The sequence below is a fragment of the Chelatococcus sp. KU-N122 genome (assembly GCF_055391085.1).
This window is the reverse complement of sequence record NZ_AP043981.1, coordinates 7,779,084-7,799,596: the sequence shown is the minus strand read 5'-3', so window position 1 is coordinate 7,799,596 and position 20,513 is coordinate 7,779,084. Positions and strand designations below refer to the sequence as shown.

Annotated in this window: 17 protein-coding genes; 15 read left to right on the top strand and 2 right to left on the bottom strand. The window is 68.1% G+C overall.

Annotated elements, in window-relative coordinates:
* The first annotated feature begins 184 nt into the window (after positions 1 to 184).
* Both ACZ5PO_RS35185 and ACZ5PO_RS35180 read left to right on the top strand, forming a co-directional pair.
* Positions 185 to 1,810 (top strand): AMP-binding protein, encoded by a 1,626-nt coding sequence (locus ACZ5PO_RS35185; RefSeq protein ID WP_464187372.1) that lies wholly within the window; start codon positions 185 to 187, stop codon positions 1,808 to 1,810.
* Positions 1,811 to 1,872: 62 nt separating this feature from the next.
* Positions 1,873 to 2,724: an SMP-30/gluconolactonase/LRE family protein gene (locus ACZ5PO_RS35180; protein ID WP_464187371.1), complete on the top strand. Its 852-nt coding sequence runs from the start codon at positions 1,873 to 1,875 to the stop codon at positions 2,722 to 2,724.
* Here the strand turns inward: ACZ5PO_RS35180 and ACZ5PO_RS35175 are convergent, their stop codons facing one another.
* Positions 2,725 to 3,675: a LysR family transcriptional regulator gene (locus tag ACZ5PO_RS35175; RefSeq protein WP_464187370.1), complete on the bottom strand. Its 951-nt coding sequence runs from the start codon at positions 3,673 to 3,675 to the stop codon at positions 2,725 to 2,727.
* Between the two features lie 134 nt (positions 3,676 to 3,809).
* Between ACZ5PO_RS35175 and ACZ5PO_RS35170 the strand changes: the two genes are divergently transcribed.
* From ACZ5PO_RS35170 to ACZ5PO_RS35130, 9 genes are all read left to right on the top strand, one after another.
* A complete protein-coding gene (locus ACZ5PO_RS35170; protein ID WP_464187369.1) occupies positions 3,810 to 4,688 on the top strand; it encodes an MBL fold metallo-hydrolase in 879 nt (292 codons plus the stop codon).
* Positions 4,689 to 4,735: 47 nt separating this feature from the next.
* Entirely contained in the window at positions 4,736 to 5,950 is a 1,215-nt protein-coding gene (locus tag ACZ5PO_RS35165) for an ABC transporter substrate-binding protein (protein WP_464187368.1), read from the top strand.
* 11 nt (positions 5,951 to 5,961) lie between these two features.
* Positions 5,962 to 6,990, top strand: coding sequence for an alpha/beta hydrolase (locus tag ACZ5PO_RS35160; protein ID WP_464187367.1), 1,029 nt, complete (start codon positions 5,962 to 5,964; stop codon positions 6,988 to 6,990).
* 229 nt (positions 6,991 to 7,219) lie between these two features.
* Positions 7,220 to 7,549 (top strand): hypothetical protein, encoded by a 330-nt coding sequence (locus ACZ5PO_RS35155; RefSeq protein ID WP_464187366.1) that lies wholly within the window; start codon positions 7,220 to 7,222, stop codon positions 7,547 to 7,549.
* A 242-nt stretch (positions 7,550 to 7,791) separates the two neighbouring features.
* Positions 7,792 to 8,040 carry a hypothetical protein gene (locus tag ACZ5PO_RS35150; protein WP_464187365.1) on the top strand — a complete coding sequence of 83 codons (249 nt, stop codon included), beginning with the start codon at positions 7,792 to 7,794 and terminating at the stop codon, positions 8,038 to 8,040.
* A gap of 462 nt (positions 8,041 to 8,502) precedes the next feature.
* Entirely contained in the window at positions 8,503 to 8,967 is a 465-nt protein-coding gene (locus tag ACZ5PO_RS35145) for a hypothetical protein (protein ID WP_464187364.1), read from the top strand.
* A gap of 21 nt (positions 8,968 to 8,988) precedes the next feature.
* Entirely contained in the window at positions 8,989 to 10,299 is a 1,311-nt protein-coding gene (locus ACZ5PO_RS35140; RefSeq protein ID WP_464187363.1) for an efflux RND transporter periplasmic adaptor subunit, read from the top strand.
* 3 nt (positions 10,300 to 10,302) lie between these two features.
* The gene (locus ACZ5PO_RS35135; protein ID WP_464187361.1) at positions 10,303 to 13,611 is read left to right on the top strand and encodes an efflux RND transporter permease subunit; all 3,309 of its coding nucleotides are present in this window, start codon (positions 10,303 to 10,305) and stop codon (positions 13,609 to 13,611) included.
* Positions 13,612 to 14,015: 404 nt separating this feature from the next.
* Entirely contained in the window at positions 14,016 to 14,468 is a 453-nt protein-coding gene (locus ACZ5PO_RS35130; RefSeq protein WP_464187360.1) for a hypothetical protein, read from the top strand.
* Between the two features lie 75 nt (positions 14,469 to 14,543).
* On the opposite strand, the gene ACZ5PO_RS35125 is transcribed toward ACZ5PO_RS35130, so the two are convergent.
* Positions 14,544 to 15,083 carry a DUF2867 domain-containing protein gene (locus ACZ5PO_RS35125; protein WP_464187359.1) on the bottom strand — a complete coding sequence of 180 codons (540 nt, stop codon included), beginning with the start codon at positions 15,081 to 15,083 and terminating at the stop codon, positions 14,544 to 14,546.
* Positions 15,084 to 15,480: 397 nt separating this feature from the next.
* On the opposite strand from ACZ5PO_RS35125, the gene ACZ5PO_RS35120 reads away from it, so the two are divergent.
* From ACZ5PO_RS35120 to chrA, 4 genes are all read left to right on the top strand, one after another.
* A complete protein-coding gene (locus ACZ5PO_RS35120; protein WP_464187358.1) occupies positions 15,481 to 15,972 on the top strand; it encodes a hypothetical protein in 492 nt (163 codons plus the stop codon).
* 343 nt (positions 15,973 to 16,315) lie between these two features.
* Entirely contained in the window at positions 16,316 to 17,632 is a 1,317-nt protein-coding gene (locus ACZ5PO_RS35115; RefSeq protein ID WP_464187357.1) for a hemolysin family protein, read from the top strand.
* 623 nt (positions 17,633 to 18,255) lie between these two features.
* Positions 18,256 to 19,074, top strand: coding sequence for a chromate resistance protein ChrB domain-containing protein (locus ACZ5PO_RS35110; protein ID WP_464187356.1), 819 nt, complete (start codon positions 18,256 to 18,258; stop codon positions 19,072 to 19,074).
* A gap of 11 nt (positions 19,075 to 19,085) precedes the next feature.
* Positions 19,086 to 20,489 (top strand): chromate efflux transporter, encoded by a 1,404-nt coding sequence (gene chrA / locus ACZ5PO_RS35105; RefSeq protein ID WP_464187355.1) that lies wholly within the window; start codon positions 19,086 to 19,088, stop codon positions 20,487 to 20,489.
* The last annotated feature ends 24 nt before the right edge of the window (positions 20,490 to 20,513 follow it).

The following is a 20,513-nucleotide window of genomic DNA, read 5'->3' as shown; positions in this document are numbered from 1 at the left end:
CCGTGGCAGGGACGGAGATGAACTCCGCGAGCACGGGCAGGGAGCGCGACGATGGGACGGAAAAACGCCGGCGGGAACGGCGAGCTGTCGCGACGCGCCTTGCTCTCGGGGGCGTCCGGGCGCGGCCCGCGTGCCATGGGGGCCCTGCGCGAGCGGGCTCCGGGGTTCTGAGGGGAAGGCGCCAATGAGTCGCGAGCCGGCAGACAATCCGCCCGTCGCGCTGCCGCCGCTCGGCGAGCGCAACGTGGCCGCGGTGCTGAGGGGGGCGGCGGCACGGCACCCCGACAAGCCGGCGGTGCGCGATCCCGAGCGGGCGCTGAGCTATGCGGCGCTCTACCAGGAGGCGCTGGCGCTCGGCGGCGGCTTCGACCGCCTGGGCGTCGGCCGGCAGGAGCCGGTGCTGCTGATGCTGGACAACCACCTCGACTACGTCGGCAGCTGGCTCGCCCTGAGCCTCACCGCCCGGGTCGAGGTGCCCGTCAACACCGCCTACCGGGGCTCGATCCTCGCCCATGTGGTCAACAATTGCGGGGCCAAGGTCCTCGTCGTCGAGGCGCACTACCTGGAGCGCATCGCCGCCATCGCCGAGCAGCTCGACACGCTCGCGCTCGTCGTCGTCCGCGGCGAGGTGGGCCCGCTTTCGCTGCCGGCGCGACTGCGCACCGTCCGCTTCGCCGATCTCCGGGACGGGCCGCCGGCGGAGCCGGCCGAGCTTGCGCCCTCCGACCTCATCGGCATCATGTACACGTCGGGAACGACCGGGCTGTCGAAGGGCGTGCGGGTCACCCATGCCCACGCCTACGGCTATGCGGCCCCCAGCCTGTTCGGCGCCGCGGGGCCAGCCGACACGACGCTCGTGCTGCTGCCGCTGTTCCACGTCGGCGGCCAATGGCAGGGCGTGTACAATGCGCTGATCGCGGGCGCGGCGGCCGTCGTCCTGCCGCGCTTCAGCGCCTCCAGCTTCTGGGACGAGGTGCGCCGCTACGGCTGCACCTGGACCATGCTGCTCGGCGCCATGGCCAATATCCTCTATCGCCAGCCGCCGGCGCCCGACGACAGGGACCACTCGCTGAAGCGCATCCTGATGATCCCGGTCATGCCGGAGGTCGAAGCGTTCCGCAGCCGCTTCGGCATGGAGGCGATCGGCACCGGCTTCGGCTCCACCGAGGGCTCGACGATCATGCGGGCGCCGCCCGGCCACGCGGTGCCGGGCGCCGTCGGCTGGCTCCGCTCCGACTTCGAGGCGCGGCTCGTCGACGAGACCGACGCGGAGGTGCCGGAAGGGCGTGCCGGCGAGCTGGTGATCCGGTCGCGAGAGCCATGGTGCCTCATGGACGGCTACCACGGCATGCCGGAGGCGACCGTGGCCGCCTGGCGGAACCTGTGGTTCCACACCGGCGACGTGATGCGCAGGCTTCCGTCGGGCCAGTACCAGTTCGTCGACCGGGCCAAGGACGCCATGCGGCGGCGCGGCGAGAACGTGTCGTCCTTCGAGGTCGAGCGCGAGATCCTCGAGCATCCGGCGGTGCTCGAATGCGCCGTCGTCGCGGTGCCGAGCGAGCTGTCGGAGGACGACATCAAGGCCTGCGTCGTCTGCAAGCCCGGCATGACGGTTCGCCCCGACGAATTGCTGGACTTCCTGCTGCCGCGCATGCCCGACTTCATGGTCCCGCGCTATGTGGAATTCCTCGGCGAGCTGCCCAAGACGCCGACGGAGAAGATCCGCAAGCAGGAGCTGCGCGCGAGCGGCGTCACGGCGGCCACCTGGGACCGGGAGGCGGCCGGCTTCGTGCTGAGACGGCGCTCCTGACGGCGGCCGAGGAGCTTGTGAAGGGCGCCGACAGCGCGCCGGGCTAAACGGGGAGGGTACCCATGCAGCAGGTGGCGACCGGATTCACGCTGGTGGAGGGCCCGGTCTGGGACCCCGCCCACGGGCTCTACTTCAGCGACGTGCTGAACGGGGGCATCCATCTGCTGGATCGTTCCGACCAGGTGTCGGTCGCCGTGCCGAAGCGGCGCGGTGTCGGCGGCATGGCCCTTCACGCCGAGGGCGGGCTCATCGTCGGCGGCCGTGACATCGCCCACGTCGGCTTCGGCGGCGAGCCGGCGACGCCGCTGCTCACGACCGAGGCCATCCCTGGAGCGACCGGATTCAACGATCTGACGACGGACGCCGCCGGCCGTGTCTACGTGGGCTCGCTCGCCTTCCGCGTCTTCGGTGGTGACACGCCCAAGCCGGGGCTGCTGCACGTGATCGACCTCGACGGCACGACGCGCTCGATTTCCGACGGGGTGATGCTGACGAACGGCCTGGGCTTCTCACCGGACGGGCGCCGCCTCTACCACTCGGATGCTGGTTCGGCGCACGTGCGGGTCTACGACGTCAATCCCGACGGCAGCGTCGGGCCGTGGCGCGTCTTCGCCTCCCTGGCGCCCGGAGGCACGCCGGATGGGCTGAAGGTGGCGAACGACGGCTCGGTGTGGGTGGCCGATGCCCACGGCGGACGCGTCGTCGCCTACAATCCCGACGGTACCCACCGGGCCGACCTGCCCGTGCCGCTGCCGATGGTGACCAGCCTCTGCTTCGGCGGCGACGACCTGCGCGACCTCTACGTCGTCACCGGCTCGAACGGCGGCCCGAGCCAGGCCTGCGGGTCGGTGTTCCGTTGCCGGGTGGACGTGCCGGGCCAGCCGTTGCCGAAGGCGCGGGTGCGTATCGAGTGATCACTGGAGGCCGGCGCCCGGCACGGGCGTCTCCTCGGCGAAGCAGGCCCGGATGCGGTCCTTGAGCCAGGCCGTCGCCGGATCGCGGTCGATGCGGGCATGCCAGAGCACGGCCATGGGAAAGCGCTCCAGCGGGAACGGCAGCTCGCTGGTGGCGAGGCCGAACTGCGCGGCGTAGCGCCGGGCGATGCGCGCCGGCAGCGTCGCGACGACCGGCGCCGCCGCCGCCATGCCGGCGAGCGTCAGGATGTGGGGCGAAGCGGCGACCACGTCGAGCTCGATGCCGGCGCGCACCAGCGCTTCCTCCAGGCAGCCGTTGAGGCTGTCCTTCAGCGATACCAGCGCGTGCGCCGACGCCACGTAGTCGGCGAGGCGCAAGGGCAGGGCGAACGGCAGCAGCGCCGGGTTGAAACAGGCGAGGTGGGTCTCCTCGAACATCACCTCGGCGCGGTGCCAGGAGGCCGCCGGCTCGAAGCAGCCGACGGCGAGATCGATCGTGCCATCGTCCAGCATGCTCATCGCGTGCAGCCGGTCGGCGTTGCGTGCGAGCACCCGGATGCCCGGTGCGGCGGTGCGGATCGTGCCGATGAGCGGCGGCAACAGCAGCGCCTCCAGATGCTCGGAGACGCCGATGCGGACCGTGCGATCCTCGCGCGCCGCATCGAAGCTGTCGCGTGCCAGCAGTGCCTCCTGCGCCTGCTCGAGCGTCCGGCGGACCGATGAGGCCAGCGCCAGGGCGCGCGGCGTCGGCTCCATGCGCTGCCCCGAGCGGACCAGCAGCTCGTCCTGCAGCAGCACCCGCAACGTCGACAGGGAATGGCTCATGGCCGGCTGCCGCACCTTCAGCCGGGCGGCAGCGCGGGTGACGCTGCGCTCCTGCATCAGCGCGTCGAAGGCGAGCAGCAGGTTGAGGTCGAACGAGCGTAGATTGAAATGGTCGATGTAGGTCATTAGCCAGTTCGATTTGATCGATGGTTCGGGCCGAGCTTAGCTGCTCCCGGCGCCGGCTCAAGCAGCGTCGGCAAGACGCGGCCGCGCTCATGGGCACGGCGCTCATGGGCACGGCACAGCCGCTGGAGAGGCGCATGGTCACCGCAATCACCCGCACCATCGGCGACGTCACCGTGACTCGCGTCGAGGAGAGCTTCGGCCCGGGCTTCGCGCCCGACCTGCTGTTTCCCGATTGGGACCCCGCCGTGGTCGACGAGCACCGCGCCTGGATGGTGCCCGGCTGCTACGACGAAACGGCGGGGCGGTTCATCGCCAGCGTTCACTCCTGGGTGCTGCGCACCGCCCGCCACACCATCGTCATCGATACCTGCGCCGGCAACCACAAGCATCGCCCGGCGGTGCCGCGCTTCCACCAGCAGGATCAGCCGTTCCTGACGCGGCTCGCGGCCGCCGGCGTGGCGCCCGAGGCGGTGGACTACGTGCTGTGCACGCACCTGCACGTCGACCATGTCGGCTGGAACACCCGGCTCGACAACGGCCGCTGGGTCCCGACCTTTCCCAACGCCCGCTACGTCTTCTCCAAGGCCGAGCAGGAGCATTGGGCAGCGGGCGCCGGCAGCGAGGGCGTGCATGCCGGCGTCTATGAGGACAGCGTGCTGCCGGTGGTCGCGGCCGGTCTCGCCGAGGCGGTCGACGGCGCGGCCGAGGTGGGGGGCGGGCTGCTGCTGGAGCCGACGCCCGGCCACAGCCCCGGCCACGTGGCGGTGCGGCTCCTCTCCCGTGGCGAGGAGGCGGTGTTCAGCGGCGACATCATGCACCAGCCGATCCAGGTCTACCGGCCGGAGTGGAACAGCCGCTTCTGCGCCGATGCCGCGGCGGCGCGGGCCTCGCGCCGCTGGCTGCTCGATCACTGCGCCTCGTGCCGGGCAACGCTGTTCCCCGCCCATTTCCCGGGCACGCATGTGGGCCGCGTCAACCGCCGGGGCGAGCGCTTCACCTGGGAGTTCACCTGAGAGCGGCGTTCCTGCGCTGCTAAGGCCGCCAACCTGAAAGGCACCCGATGCTGAAGCTCATGCAGGCCGCGCTCGTCGGCGCGGCGACGCTCGTCCCTTGTCCGGCGCCGGCCGGCGAGGCCGGCATCTCGGACGGCGTGGTGCGCATCGGCGTGCTGACCGACATGAGCGGCCCGTTCTCGCAGAACACCGGCGAAGGCTCGGTGGAGGCGGCGCGCATGGCGGTCGACGACTACGGCGGCAAGGTCCGCGGCAAGCCCGTCGAGGTCGTCTTCGCCGACCATCAGAACAAGCCGGACATCGGCTCCGGGCGGGCACGCGAGTGGTTCGACCGCGACGGCGTCGATGCGGTGTTCGACCTGGTCAACAGCTCGGTGGCACTGGCGGTGATGAAGGTCGCCCGGGAGAAGAACCGCATCACCGTCGTGCTCGGCTCCGGCTCGACCCGCATCACCGGCGAGGATTGCACCGCGACCAGCGCGCAATGGACCTACAACAGCTACGCCACCGCCAACACCGCGGCGCGCGCCCTGATCGCCGAGGGGCGCGATACCTGGTTCTTCATCACCGCCGACTACGCCTTCGGCCATTCGACCGAGCGCGACGCCACGGCGGTGATCGAGGCGGCCGGCGGCAAGGTCGTCGGCGCCGTGCGCCACCCGGTGAACACCACCGATTTCGCCTCCTACCTGCTGCAGGCGCAGGCCTCCGGCGCCCAGGTGGTGGTGCTGGCCAATGCGGCGGCCGACACGGTGAATGCGGTGAAGCAGGCGGCCGAGTTCGGCCTGACCGGCCGCCAGAGCCTGCTCGGCCTCGCCATGGTGATCAATGACGTCGACGCCATCGGGCTGCCGTCCGCCCAGGGCATGTACCTCACCGAGGGCTTCTACTGGGACCAGAGCCAGGCGGCGCGCGATTTCGGTCGACGCTTCCTCGCCAAGATGAACAAGATGCCCAACATGGCGCACGCAGCGGCGTACTCGGCGGCGACGCACTACCTGAAGGCGATCGACGCGCTCGGCACCGACGAGGCCGGCGTGGTCATGGCCCGGATGAAGGCGACTCCGGTGAACGACCTCTTCACCAGCAACGGCACGCTGCGGCCGGACGGGCTGATGGTGCACGATATGTACCTGTTCCAGGTCAAGGCACCGGCGGAATCGAAATACCCCTGGGACGATCTCGTCGTGCGCCGCAAGGTGGCGGGGGAGGAGGCCTACGGCCCCCTGTCCGCCAGCCGCTGCCCCCTGCTGAAGCCGTGACGGAGACCGGCATGACGCAACCGTCGGCCGCCCGCGTGGCGCTCGTCGCCCGCATCGCTGCGGCGGAGCTCGTCACCACCGACGCCATGATCGCGAGCGACACCGCCGGGATCGAGCTCTTCGTCCGCAACAAGCGTCCGGCCGGGCTGACCCGTTTTGCACCGGGGCGGACGCTGCTGATGGTGCACGGCTCGACCTATCCGGCGGAGACGGCCTTCGACCTCAGGCTTGCCGGGCTGTCGATGATGGAGGCGGTGGCCGCCGAAGGGTTCGACGTGTGGCTGGTCGACGTGCGCGGCTACGGTCGCTCGACGCGGCCGCCGGAGATGGACGCTCCCGCCGCGGCGAACGCGCCCGTCGTGCGGACCGAGACGGCGGTGCGGGACGTCGGCGCCGCCGTCGATCACATCCGCGCCGTCCGTGGCCTGGACCGGCTCAATCTGCTCGGCTGGTCGTGGGGGACGACGCTGATGGGCGCCTTCACGGCGGCCCACCCCGACGTCGTCGCCAAGCTGGTGCTGCTGGCCCCGCAATGGCTGCGCACGACGCCGAGCCTGTCGGACCAGGGTGGCCCGCTCGGCGCCTATCGGACGGTCAACATGGCCGATGCCCGGGCGCGCTGGCTGCGCGGCGTGCCGGCGGACAAACAGGCGGCGGTGCTGCCGGCCGGCTGGTTCGAGGCATGGGCGGCCGCGACGCTCGCCACGGACCCGTGGGGCGCGGCGCAGGATCCGCCGATGGTGCGCGCGCCCAACGGCACCGTGCAGGACAGCCGCGACTTCTGGGGCGTCGGCATCCCCATCTATGATCCGGGCCGCATCGCCTGCCCGGTGCTGGTGGTGCACGGCGAGTGGGACCAGGACCTGCCGCTCGACATGGCGCGGGCCTACTTCGCTTTGCTCACCGGCGCGCCCTATCGCCGCTGGATCGAGATCGCCGAGGGCACTCATTCGTTGCTGATGGAAGCCAACCGCCTCCAGCTCTTCGCCGCCGTGACCGGCTTTCTCGGCGAGGATTTTGCGCCGGAAGGGGCGGCCTAGCGAGTGCCGCACGGCTCAAGCGAGCCGGCGAAGGCCGGTGGACGGAGAACCGTTCTTAACGCTGCATTAACGTAGCACGCCGATTGATGCCGACGGGCGGTTCACGCGGCGTCGACCTTTGCCGACCGGACGCCCCCGCCGCTTTGTCCGAGGATGGCCCGTTGCGGTCGCGCAGCCATCAACAGGCCAGGCGCTGGTCACCTGAATCTCTTGACTCTTTGTTCTCTATTTGTTCTTGTTCGTCATGGGACAGGGCAACGCCGCATGCGGATCACTTCAGCTGGCGCGGGACTGGCCGCATCAGGTGGCGTTGCCGTCGGTGCCGGTGGCGGCGCGCCATCCGGAGATCGTGGCGTTCTGCCGCCCATTGTCGATTGCGCCGCGGACCCATTCGGTCCGGCACGCCGACTGCGACTACACCGTCTTCTGCTTTTCCGATGCTGCCGACGCGGCCCGGTTCCGGGAGCGATGGGGCGGCGAGCCCTTCGACCCGCGCGACAAGGGCAAGGGCAACGAGTGGTTCAAATGGCACAAGGGGACCGCCGGCGGCCCGGCGTGATATCATCCAGATGGCTGAGATCATTATCTATTTCACCGCTGCGGCGCGGCTCAGGCGAACCCCGTGGCGGCTTCCACACAAGGCGGCCTGGCGCCCGGACGGTGTGACCGGCGTCGGAACCATGACGGCCCTGTCCGAGTTGCCCTCGCCCCGGGAGCGCTGCCGCGTGCTCGCATTTCCTGATGCGGATCGCGGTCGTCGATCCATGTGAACCGCGCTCCGCCGGGAAGAAGGAGTACCTTATGAAGCTTATGTCGATGATAGGGGCTGTCGCACTGCTGTCGGCGGTGAGCATGGGCACGGCGCGAGCCGCGCCGCTCAGCCCCGCCGGCGGGGCCATCCAAGGCCAGGACACGCTGGTTCAGCAGGTCCAGTATGGTGGGCGCTATCACCACAACCGCCACTATCATCACCGCAGGGCCTACGGGCATCGCCATCACTATCGCCATCATCGCTATCACCAGGGGCGGCACCATCACCACTGGCGCTGATCTAGCCGGTGCGGAGTTCTCCATAAATCCGTGATGTCGAAGTGGCCGCCGCGGCGACGTGGCGGCCACCGCCGTCGACCTGTCCGGCCAGCCGCGGGCCGCTGGTTCGAGCGGAGGACGAGGAGATGAGGCCATGAAAACAGGGGATGAATACCAGAGTACTTGAGTCAGTGCCATTTCAGCTGGTGTTGACGTCTGATCAGAGCGCTCTATTGGTTTCTACAAGAGCCGAAAGCTGGTAGGCTCGGTCAAATATTTGCTGGGAGCCTTGGTTTTCTCGGAGGGGCTTTCGAGCGTCGCCCCGCCACTCCGCTACGTCCCGTCGGGCGCCTCTCTAACGGTCGGCTGCACCGACTGCGGCAACGCCGACGCGCCCGCGCCGCTAGCATGGGGGAGGGAGGCCTGCTATCTTTTCCCAGCATCAGGGGCTGCTTCGTGGACGCACCGAGAGCACAGCACGAGATGGGGACAGTCGAGCGCGCCGCCGGTTGGCGCCGCATCGTCGCGACCGTCGTCGCCTTGCTGATGCTCGTCAGTTTCTCGAGCCCGTTGTTGCTGGCTCACGTCCACGAAGGTTCGGCCGACGATGCGGGTCCAGCCCTGGCGCTCGTGATCGACGACCAGGACGTATCTTCGAGCGAAGAGCACGGTCACGCGTTCGTCAGCCACGGCGCCCACTGCCCGGCCTATCCCCAGCCTTGTACCGCCTCGGATGTTCATCTCCCGAGAGCTGCGGTTGCAACCCGCTTTGGGTTCGTGAGCGACCCCGCCGTGTTGGGGCTCGCCTTGTCGCCGCTTCCCAGACCCCCCGCGCCTAGTCACGGCTCCGGCTCAGGCCCCGGCGACGGGAGCAGCGGTCCGCTGCGCCCGGCGCCGCGCATGAGCGCCCGCACGGCGAACGGCACGACGCCGTTCGTCAGTCAGTGACGTTTCGCGGATCGGCGAGAGATGTTCATTCGAGTTTCTGCCATCGCCCTGGCTGTCGCCGGCGGCGTCTTCCTCAGCATGTGTGCGCCAATCTTGCCCGGTGGGGCGGGAGGCGCACAGTCGGCCGAAAGCCTGGCGGCGCCGCCGGCCATGCCGAAAGGCAACGGGCCCGCGGGTGTTCCCGGGGCTCCCTCAGCTCGAGCGGCCGATCAGGCTCCGCTGGGCGCCGGCGACGCGCCGCCAGCGCGTGCGCAGGCCACCGAGAGCGACGGGAGGCATGCCATCGTCCTCTCGGCCGAGCAGATTGCAGGTGCCAAGATCGACGTGGCTTCTGCGCGAGGCGGCACATTGGTGCGGTCGGTGGCTGTCCCGGGCACGATCATCCCGAATGCCGACAGCATCGCGCGCGTCGCCTCCAAGGTCGTCGGGATCGTCTCGGAGATGCGCAAGCGTGTGGGCGATCCGGTCTCAAAAGGCGAGATCCTCGCCGTCCTCGAGAGCCGCGAAGTCGCCGATGCCAAGAGCGACTATCTCGCCGCGCAAGTGAATTTCGATCTCCAAAAGACGCTCTTCGAACGCGACAAGGCGCTGCGCGACAAAGGCATCTCGGCCGAGCAGCAGTATCTGCGCGCGCGCACCACCTATATTGAAGCTCAACTCCGGCTCGACGTGGCCCGGCAGAAGCTTGCGGCTCTCGATGTTGACGAGCGCGAGACGGAAAATTTGGCCAAGCAACCGATCTCGACGCTACGGCTCAAGGAGATCAGGTCGCCGATCGCCGGAAAGATCGTCGAGCGCCGCGTTGACCTGGGCGCGCCCGTCGGTGGCGACAAGAACGAGAACGAGCTGTTCGTCGTCGCCGACCTGTCGACCGTTTGGGTGGAGCTTGCGGTCCCGGCCGGCAGTCTGGGTGAGGTCAAGGAGGGCCAGCCTGTCGCGGTGAAGGGAGGCACGAGCGACAAGATCGCAACGGGCCGGATCGTCTTCGTCAGCCCTCTGCTCGACAACACGACGCGCTCCGCACGGGTCATCACCGCTCTCGACAACAAAGATCTTGCCTGGCGGCCCGGATCCTTCGTCACCGCCGAGATCAATATCGAGGAGCATGCCGTGCGGCTGCTCGTGCCGCATTCAGCGATCCAGACCGTCGATGGATCGCCAGCCGTCTTCGTCCGGACCCCGGACGGCTTCGAGGTGCGCGCGATCGTCACCGGTGGCCGCGACGCAGCAGGACGCGAAGTTGTGTCCGGGCTGCGGCCGGGCGAGCAGATCGCCATCAGCAATACGTTCGTTCTCAAAGCAGAGAACGGCAAAGCGAGCGCCGAGGATTGAGCCATGATTGCGCGCATCCTTGCCGTCTCGGTGCACCAGCGCTGGGTCGTGGTGCTCTTCACCGTCGTTGCCGCGGCGCTCGGCGTCTGGTCGCTGACACGGTTGCCCGTTGATGCCGTGCCCGACATCACGAACAATCAGGTCCAGATCAACGGCATCGCCCCGGCATTGTCGCCGCTCGAGATCGAGAAGCAGGTCACCTTTCCCATCGAGACGATTCTGGCCGGCACGCCGGGGCTCGAGTCCACGCGCTCGTTCTCGCGCAACGGCTTTGCGCAGATCACGGCTGTCTTCAGCGACAAGACGGATGTCTACTTCGCACGGCAGCAGATCAGCGAACGGCTGGTGGAGGCAAAACAGAGCCTGCCGCCGGATTCGGAGGTCAAGCTCGGGCCTATTTCGACAGGGCTGGGCGAGGTCTACTGGTGGGCCGTGGAATACAAGCCGCGGAGCCGCTCGGCGGCAAGGGACGGACAACCCGGCTGGCAGAGCGACGGCAGCTATCTGACGCCCGAAGGGCAGCGCCTGAGCGATGATTTCCAGCAAACGGTTTATCTTCGAACCGTCCAGGACTGGATCATCCGCCCGCAGATGAAGTCGGTCCCCGGGATCGCCGGGGCCGACGCGATCGGCGGCTACGTCAAGCAATATCAGATCCAGCCCGACCCGGCGAAGCTGATCGGGCTGGGGGTGTCGCTCGGTGACATCATCGACGCGGTGCAGGCCAACAACACCAGTCGCGGCGCGGGGTTCGTCGAGCACAATGGCGAGGGCGTCATTGTCCGGTCGGACGGCCGCATCGGCACGATCGAAGAGATCGGCGACGTCGTGGTGGCCACGCGCAACGGCATTCCCCTTCGGGTGAAGGACGTGGCGCATGTCGCGATCGGCAAGGAGCTGAGAACCGGCAGCGCGAGCGAGAACGGACAGGAGGTCGTTCTCGGCACGGCTCTGATGCTCATCGGCGGCAACAGCCGCACCGTCGCGGCGGCAGCCGACGAGAAGCTCCAGCAGATCAACAAGCTGCTGCCTCCCGATATCCAGGCCAAGACCGTCCTGAACCGGATCCAGCTCGTCGATGCCACGGTCAAGACCGTGGCGAAGAATCTGACGGAGGGGGCGGTCCTCGTCGTTCTCGTCCTCTTCCTGATGCTCGGCAATGTCCGCGCCGCCCTCGTCACAGCCCTGGTCATCCCGGTCGCCATGCTGCTGACCGCGACGGGGATGCTGGGCGGACGGATCAGCGCCAACCTCATGAGCCTTGGCGCGCTGGACTTCGGCCTGATCGTCGATGGCGCCGTGATCATCGCCGAGAACAGCCTGCGGCACCTGGCGGAGCGGCAGCATGCGTTGGGGCGCGTCCTGTCGACCGACGAACGGCTCGAAACGATCGTCTCGTCAGCGGAGGAGATGATCAAGCCCTCGGTCTACGGACAGGCGATCATCATGCTCGTCTACGTCCCTCTGCTCACCTTCACCGGTGTGGAGGGCAAGATGTTCGAGCCTATGGCGCTCACCGTCATCATCGCACTGTTGTCCGCCTTCCTGCTCTCCATCACCTTCGTTCCTGCGCTCACCGCAATCTGTATCACCGGGAAGGTTCAGGAGAAGGACAACGTCTTGGTCCGGAGCATGCGGGCGGTCTACGCCCCTGCGCTCGGCCGCGTCATTCGCGCCCCGCTGCCCGTGATCGCCGTGGGCCTCGTGCTGTTCGGCGGGGCCGCATGGCTGTTCCTGCAGCTCGGGCAGGAGTTCACGCCGACCCTCGACGAGAAGAACATCGTCATGGAGGCCCGGCGCATTCCGAGCTCGTCGCTGACGCAATCGCAGGCGATGCAGCTGGACATCGAGCGCGTCGTCAGCACGTTCCCGCAGGTCGCGTTCGTCTTCTCGCGAACGGGCACGCCGGATATCGCGGCCGATCCGATGCCGCCCAACGCCTCCGACGCCTATGTCATCCTCAAGCCGCAGGACGAGTGGCCGGACCCGTCGCTGTCCAAGCAGGAGCTGATCGCGCAGATCGAAGCGAAAGCGCGGAAGCTGCCGGGCAACGCCCTCGGCTTTTCCCAGCCGATCCAGATGCGCTTCAACGAGCTCATTGCCGGCGTGCGCGACGACATCGCCATCAAGGTGTTCGGCGAGGAGTTCGAGCCGATGGTGGCGGCGGCCAACCAGATCGCGGCGATCCTCCGCGGCACGGCGGGCGCCGCGGACGTCAAGGTCGAGGAGGCGGCGGGCTTGCCGGTGCTCGACATCAAGATCGACAAGGGCGAAATCGCCCGGCGCGGCCTGACTCTGGCGGCGGTCCAGGACGTCATCGGGACCGCCATCGGCGGGCGGCAGGCGGGCCTGGTGTTCGAAGGCGACCGGCGCTTCCAGATCGTCGTCCGCTTGCCGGACGCGATCCGCGAGAACTTCGACGCGCTGAAGAACTTGCCGGTCCCGGTATCCGGCAACGGCAGCAACACCATCGTTCCCTTGCAGCAGGTCGCCTCGTTTCGCCTGACGGAAGGGCCGAACCAGATCAGCCGTGAAAACGGTCGCCGCCGTGTCGTCGTCACGGCCAACGCGCGCGGGCGGGACATCGGCTCGCTGGTCGCGGAGGCACAGGCGAAGATCTCCGCGCAGGTGAAGCTGCCGCCGGGCTACGTCATCACCTGGGGCGGCCAGTTCGAGAATCTGGCTGCGGCCCGGCAACGACTCATGATCGTCGTGCCCGCCTGTTTCGCGCTGATCTTCCTGCTTCTGCTCGGCGCGCTCGGGTCGGCGCGCGACGCCCTTCTGGTGTTCAGCGCCATTCCGCTCGCCCTGACCGGCGGCATCCTGGCGCTGTGGCTCCGCGACATGCCGTTCTCGGTGTCGGCTGCGGTCGGCTTCATCGCCCTGTCGGGTGTCGCTGTGCTCAATGGCCTGGTGATGCTGACCAGCATCAAGCATCTCGAAGAAGAGGGACTCCCCGTCGACAGAGCGGTCTTCCAGGGGGCGCTGACCCGACTGCGGCCGGTTGCGATGACGGCACTCGTCGCATCGCTCGGCTTCGTTCCCATGGCCCTGGCGACCGGAACCGGCGCGGAGGTGCAGAAGCCACTCGCCACCGTCGTCGTCGGTGGTCTCATCAGCGCGACGCTGCTGACGCTGCTCGTCTTGCCCGCTCTCTACAGCCGCTTTTCGGGGGCGCGACGGTCGCGTTCCCGGCATCCGCCCGCCGCGCCGGAGCACAGCGGCGGCTGGGCCGGGCGGGCCGTCGCGGCCTCCCTGATACCCGCTGCGGCCAGCCTGACGCAGAACCCATCGGAACGGTCTGCACAATAAGGCTGCCGCTTCCACCATGACCTCCCTAACCCACTGATCGTGGGATGTATTCCGTTCGACGCGAACACCACTCTAGCCCGGTGAACAGATGACCATAGCAAAGGCTCTTCTCTTACTTGCGCAGCTGGCAGATCCTGACGCCGCCGGTGGCCAGCCCGACATCGTCTTCGTCATGACGTCCGAGGGGCCGCTGATCAGGACAGAGCGCGGGGTGTGCATCGACGGCCCCCATCACCCCCATCGGATCCGAAAGCTGCCGGGCTCGCCGGTGCACTCGGGGCGGGGCCTCGATCCGCTCCACGACAGCTATGTTCACTGCTCCGAGGAGACATCCAGAACGCACGGCGGGACACGAAGCCCGCTCGATCGGAGGCCGTAGTTTGCGACGGATTCACCTCGGCGCGGTGGTCGGCCTCGTCCTAATGGTGGCGCTTGGCGCCACCGCGACCGACGCATCCGGCAGAAATCTGTCGTCTCTTGCGAGAACGCTCTACGGGCCGTTCACCGCGGAACAGGGGGTCATGGTCTGCAATGCACTGGATCCCACCCTTCTCGCCGAAGTCGAGCCGAATAGCGGAGATTTTCGGAGCTATATCGCCCACATCAAGGGCGAGGTCATCGCGGGGCTGAGCGAGGCGGAGGCGATCCGCGTGCTTCGAGAGGCGGCAGGCGTCGCCCGTTCAGACATCGCTCGTGAGCTGGCGAAGATGAGCGCCGGCGATGCTGGCGCTCAGGCGGCAGCCCTCGCGGCGTGGTGCTCGGCCACGGTCCCCGCCTTGATGCGCCAGATCGTTTCGTCCCATGACGACGATTCCGCGCGATTCCACCGCGAGATCCATGTCGCCAAGGGCAATTGATCTGAACCGGCAAGCTTTGGCCTCGGCCCGCGCGCAACGGCGGCTGGGCGCCATCGCCTCCGGCACCACCGCCACCTACTTGGCCGGCCAGCCGCGGACGGACGCGCGCTGCAGGTTCGAGCGGACGATGAGCACGTGAAACGGCCGGATGGCGGCCAGGTAGATGCGGCCCAGCTGGTTGTGACAATGGACGACGGTGATAGCGACCAGCTCGGCCGGCGTCTCGCCGCGCTCGGGGCGCCGCAGCACCGAGGCGCGAAAGTCGAGGTGCCGGTCGTCCTCGCCGACGATCAGTTCGTCGTCCAGCCGCGCGAGCACCGGAAAGAAATCGATCCGCTCCGTGCCTTGCCGGCGGGCGTGCTGGCGGATCTGGCGCGAGGTCTTGACCCCGACCGTACCCATCACCGCGTCGCGCACGCCGAGCAGGCCGCGAACCCAGCCCGGCGGGTGACTGAGCACGGCTCTTGCCAAGCTGTCGATATCGGAGGTGGCCGCGGGCGGCAGGCGGATAGCGAAGGCGTCGACGAGGTCGGCGCCGTCGTACAGCGGCGTGAGGGCGCTGTCGCGCGGCAGCGGCACCGATCGAACCTGCCAGCGGTGGTCCCGGACGAGCATCGTGCGCCCCCGACGGATGTGAGCCGCGGCACCCGTTGCACATGATGGCAGGAGCCCGCAAGGGCCGTGCGGAATAGGCATCCGGATGCGGGGCATCGGCTCAAGGACGAATGGATCGCACTCGAAAATTCGCTCCGCCTGCCGGCATCTCCGGCCTGCGACATACCGGCATACTCCGGCCTCGCCTTCGCTTTGGGTGGCCGCGGCTAGAGCGCTTGCTGCTCGGGCGGAACCAGCTGAGCAGAGAGAAGTGCCCCAGATTCAAAGACTTGGAGCATGTCCACCCGATCAGATCAGTCCATCTGATCGGGACTTGCTCCAGGGGCGCGGTAATTTCTCCTGGTGCGATCAGGCCGCGCCGCGGCCGCGGCCGACGGCCGCGATGCCGAAGAGCGGCTTGACCGCGCCCGCGCCGCACCGCCAAATTGCGGTGGTGAACGAGGAGAGGATGACAGCCCATTTCGCGAGTGCCGTGGTCGTCGTCTGCCTGACGGTCGCTTTCAGCAGCCCGGCGCGTGCGTCGCAAGTCTTCGATTGGTGGGCCGATCTTTGGGACAAGGCGACCGATGTCCTCGAGCGTCGGCCGGGACTCGATCTCCTGTTTGATGACGACAAGTCCGAGGATCCGACGCCCGGGCGGGACGCCTCGGGCCGGCTGACCATTCGTGTGGTCAAGGCGCCGGCGAAGCAGGGGGCCTGTGTCCTGGAGGAGGGCAGTCCGGTCAGTTGCCGAGCCATGGCGACGCTCGCCTGTCGCCGGGAAGGCTACCAGACCGGACGCCCCCTGGAGGTCATGGCCTTCACGTCCTGCCGTGGGGTCATTGCCAATCTGACAAACGGCGGCGAGTGCAAGCTGAAGCGTCGCGTCAACACGGCGGTGTGCTGGTAGAGCGCATGCCTCGTCGGCGGCCGAGCCGTGCCGCACGAGGGGAAGCACGCGAAGCGGCCGGCGAAAAGTTTAAGGCGGCTTATATTCATTGCCTGTTCGATCATTTTCATTACCATCGGCGAAATGATGGAATGTTGATGATCATCGGCTGATCCGATCTACGGCGGTGTATTTGGTCGGCCGATTGGGCTTGCACTCCGTGTTGAAGCTCAAGTTGCCGCGCCGGACGTCGATATCTCCCTCAGGAGCGGGTCCTCTTGACCTTTCCCTGGTCGCCGCTATCTAGTCTTGGTCGTTGTTCTCTGGAGGGGGCTCAGTCGCGAAGAGGCTGGCCTGGTCAGCTTTGCTGGATCTCGCGATCGCCGTGTTTCTCATCGCCCTGAACGGCGTCTTTTCCCTGTCCGAGCTCGCCATCGTCTCTGCGCGCAAGGTGCGCCTCAAGGCCCTTGCCGACAGCGGCAGGTCAGGCGCCGCCGCCGCCCTGGCGCTGGCCGAAGACCCCGGCCGCTTCCTGTCCACGGTGCAGATCGGCATCACGCTGATCGGTATCCTGGCCGGCGCCTTCTCCGGCGCCGCCCTCGGTCAGCGGCTGACCGACATCGTGATCGGATACGGTGTTTCGCCGAACATGGCGGAGCCGATCGGCTATGGCGTGGTCATCGGCGCGATCACCTATCTGTCGGTGGTCGTCGGCGAGCTCGTTCCCAAGAACCTGGCGCTACGCAATGCGGAGGGCATCGCCTGCCTCGTGGCGCCGCTCATGTCGATGGTCTCACGCATCGGCGCCCCTCTGGTCTGGCTTCTCGATGCGTCGACGCGGCTGATCTTTCGGCTCCTCGGGACCTCCACGGAGCCCGCGTCCGCGATCACCGACGAGGAAATCCGCACGCTGATGGCGGAGGCCGAGACCGCCGGTGTCATCGAAGTGGACGAGCGAAAGATGATCTCCGGCGTGCTGCGCCTCGGCGACCGGCCGATCCGCGCCGTGATGACGCCGCGCACCGACGTCGATTGGCTCGATCTGACCGACGACGAAGCCGAGCTCAGAGCGCAACTGATCGCGACCCAGCACTCCCGCCTGCCGGCCTGTGAGGGGGACCCCGACCACATGATCGGCGTGCTGCAGGTGCGCGAGCTGCTGCCGGCCCTGCTCAAGGGGGAGACGCCGAGCATTCGTGCCCACGTGCGTCCCGCGCCGGTGGTTCCCGACAGCCTCGATGCCCTGGATGCGCTGAAGACGTTGCAGGGCGCGGAGGTGCCGGTGGCGCTCGTCCACGACGAGTACGGTCACTTCGAGGGGATTGCCACGCCGGCGGACATCCTGGACGCGATCGCCGGTGCGTTCCGCTCCGACGAAGGGCAGGAGGAGCCCGAGATCGTGGCGCGGCCGGACGGCTCCTACCTGCTCGCCGGCTGGATGCCGGCGGACGAAATGGCTGAGCAGCTCAGAATCAGCCTGCCGGTCAAGCGCAGCTACGAGACGGTGGCCGGGCTGGTGATCAGCGAGCTCCGGCACCTGCCACAGACCGGCGAGTGCGTGGATATCCATGGCTGGCAGTTCGAGGTCGTCGATCTCGACGGTCGCCGAATCGACAAGATCCTGGCGACGCCGCGCCGTATGGTCGACCAGAGCAGGTCCCGATCAGACGAGGTCGTCTGATCGGATAGACATGCTCCAGATCTTGAAATCTGGAGCATTTCTTTGGCGATCGCGGTGATTCCACCCGATCGCCATGCAGCGGCGTGCCGGATTCGCCGAAAGACGTTGGCCGCCTTCAAGTTCCGCCGCTCGTGATGTGGCGATCGCGCAACGCGCCGGCCCAAAGGTGCACGGCAGGCGGACTGGAGCACTTGGCGGAGTTGCCATTCCCGGCAATTTGGATTCAATCTAGGGACGACGCCAGAATACTGGCGCAGGTCTCAGGGGTCTGGGGTTTGCCGCGAGAGCTGCACACAATTGCAGCTCTCGCCGGCGCCTCACACGTCGGCTCTCAGCCGAGCGGTGATCGGCGCCTGTTCGGGCGCTCGCCAGTGCTGTCCGTATCACGACGAGGGGTCGGCGGCGCTGTCCGGGCGCCGGCCACCCAGTTGTGATCCCGTTCGGGCGCCCTGCCTGCTGATCTGCCGGGCGGTGCTCCGCTCGGATGTCGCAACCATCGACCTTGCGGGCTTGTGGCCGAGGCGCCCTTTCGGATAGATTGGGGTCAAGGGGTTACTCGCGATTACCCCGTGAGGCGGCAGCCCAAAGATCGCGTCCATGTCCCGCAACAGGGATGGACGCTCATGCCGTCGAATACGGAAATTACGCACGCGCAGCTCGCCCGCCTTGTCGGCCTGCCGACAACGCCGACGATCATTGATGTCCGCTCGCCGGACGACTTCGACGCGGACCCGCGGCTGCTGCCGACGGCGCACCGTCGTGACGCCCAGTCGGTCGCGAGCTGGGCGCCGGAGCTCGCCGACCGCCGCGCGGTCGTCGTCTGCCGGACGGGGCGCGAGCTCAGCCAAGGCGTCGCCGCCTGGCTGCGCGTCGAGGGGATCGAAGCCGAGACCCTGGAGGGGGGCTTCGAGGCTTGGCGCGCCGCCGGTGGCGCGCTGCTGAAGACCGACAAGCTGCCGCGGCGGGATGCGGCCGGGCGCACCGTATGGGTTACCCGCGCGAGGCCCAAGGTCGACCGTATCGCCTGCCCATGGCTGATCCGCCGCTTTGTCGATCCGGATGCGGTGTTCCTGTTCGTGGCCGCCGCCGACGTGACGGCGGTGGCGGAGCGCTTCGACGCGACGCCGTTCGACATCGACGGCGTGTTCTGGAGCCACCGTGGCGAGCGCTGCACTTTCGACACCATGGTCGATGAGTTCGGCCTTGCGTCCGGCGCGCTCGTTCGTTTGGCGACCATCGTGCGCGCCGCCGATACGGCGCGGCTCGATCTCGTGCCGCAGGCGGCCGGCTTCCTCGCCGTCTCGCTCGGTCTCTCCCGCATGTTCCGCGACGACCTCGAGCAGCTCGATGCCGGCATGCTGCTCTACGACGCCTTCTATCGCTGGTGCCGCGACGCGACCGAGGAGACGCACAATTGGCCCTCCGATCGGAAGCCGGCGTGATGGAGGCCGCCATGTCGATCAGCGCAAGCACGGATGCCGCGCCCGCCAGCCCGCCGGCCGCTCCGACACTCGCCGAAGCCACGAAGGTTTGGGCAAGGATCGGCCTGCTCAGCTTCGGCGGGCCGGCCGGCCAGATCGCACTGATGCACAAGGAGCTCGTCGAGGAGCGCCGCTGGATCGGCGAGACCCGCTTCCTGCACGCGCTCAACTACTGCATGCTCCTGCCCGGGCCCGAGGCCCAGCAGCTGGCCATCTACATCGGCTGGCTGTTGCACAAGACCAAAGGCGGGCTCGTCGCCGGCATCTTGTTCGTGTTGCCGGGCGCTATCGCCATCATGGCGCTGAGCTGGATCTATGCGATCTTCGGCAACGTCGGCGCTGTCCAGGCGCTCTTCTTCGGCCTGAAGGCCGCCGTCCTCGCCATCGTGCTCGAGGCCGTGACCCGCGTCGGCAAGCGGGCGCTCAGGAACAACGTCATGGTGGCGCTGGCGGCTGCCGCGTTCGTGGCGATCTTCTTCTTCCAGGTGCCGTTTCCGGTGATCGTCCTGTGCGCCGCCGCCATCGGCTACGTCGGCGGACGTGCCGGGTTGAAGCCGTTCCTGGCAGCGAGCGGGCATGGGCAAGTCGACGGCAAGCATGTTGCCGATGTAGACACGGCCCTCGGCGAGGGCATCCCGGCGCATGCGCGCCCCCCTCTCGGCTGGTCGCTCAAGATTGCCGCCGCATTCCTGGCCCTGTGGCTCGTCCCCGTGCTCGCCCTGGTGGTGCTGTTGGGGACAGGCAATGTCTTCAGCGACATTGCCGTGTTCTTCTCCAAGATGGCGGTCGTCACCTTCGGCGGCGCCTACGCTGTCCTTGCTTATGTCGCGCAGCAGGCGGTGGAGACCTACGGCTGGCTCAGGCCGGGTGAGATGCTGGATGGGCTCGGCATGGCCGAAACGACGCCCGGCCCGCTGATCATGGTCACGCAGTTCGTCGGCTTCCTCGGGGCGTTTCGTGCGCCGGGCAACCTCGATCCCCTTCTCGCCGGCACGCTCGGTGGGCTGCTGACGACGTGGGTGACCTTCACACCGTGCTTCCTGTGGATTTTCCTCGGCGCCCCCTATGTCGAGACCCTGCGCAACAACAAGGCGCTCTCGGCCGCCCTGTCCACCATCACGGCCGCCGTTGTCGGCGTGATCCTGAATCTAGCGGTGTGGTTCGCCCTTCACGTGCTGTTCGGCGAGCTGCGCGAGGTGCGTGCGTTTGGCATCTTACTCGAGGTTCCGGTGCTGTCGAGCTTGAACGTGGCTTCGCTGATACTGACGGCCGCGGCGCTTGTCGCGGTGTTCCGGTTCAAGATCGGCACGCTGCAGGTGCTGGCGACATGCTCGCTCCTGGGGCTCCTTTCCGGGCTGCTGACCGGACATGTCTAGAGCGCGACCGCGGCCGTGCGGCTC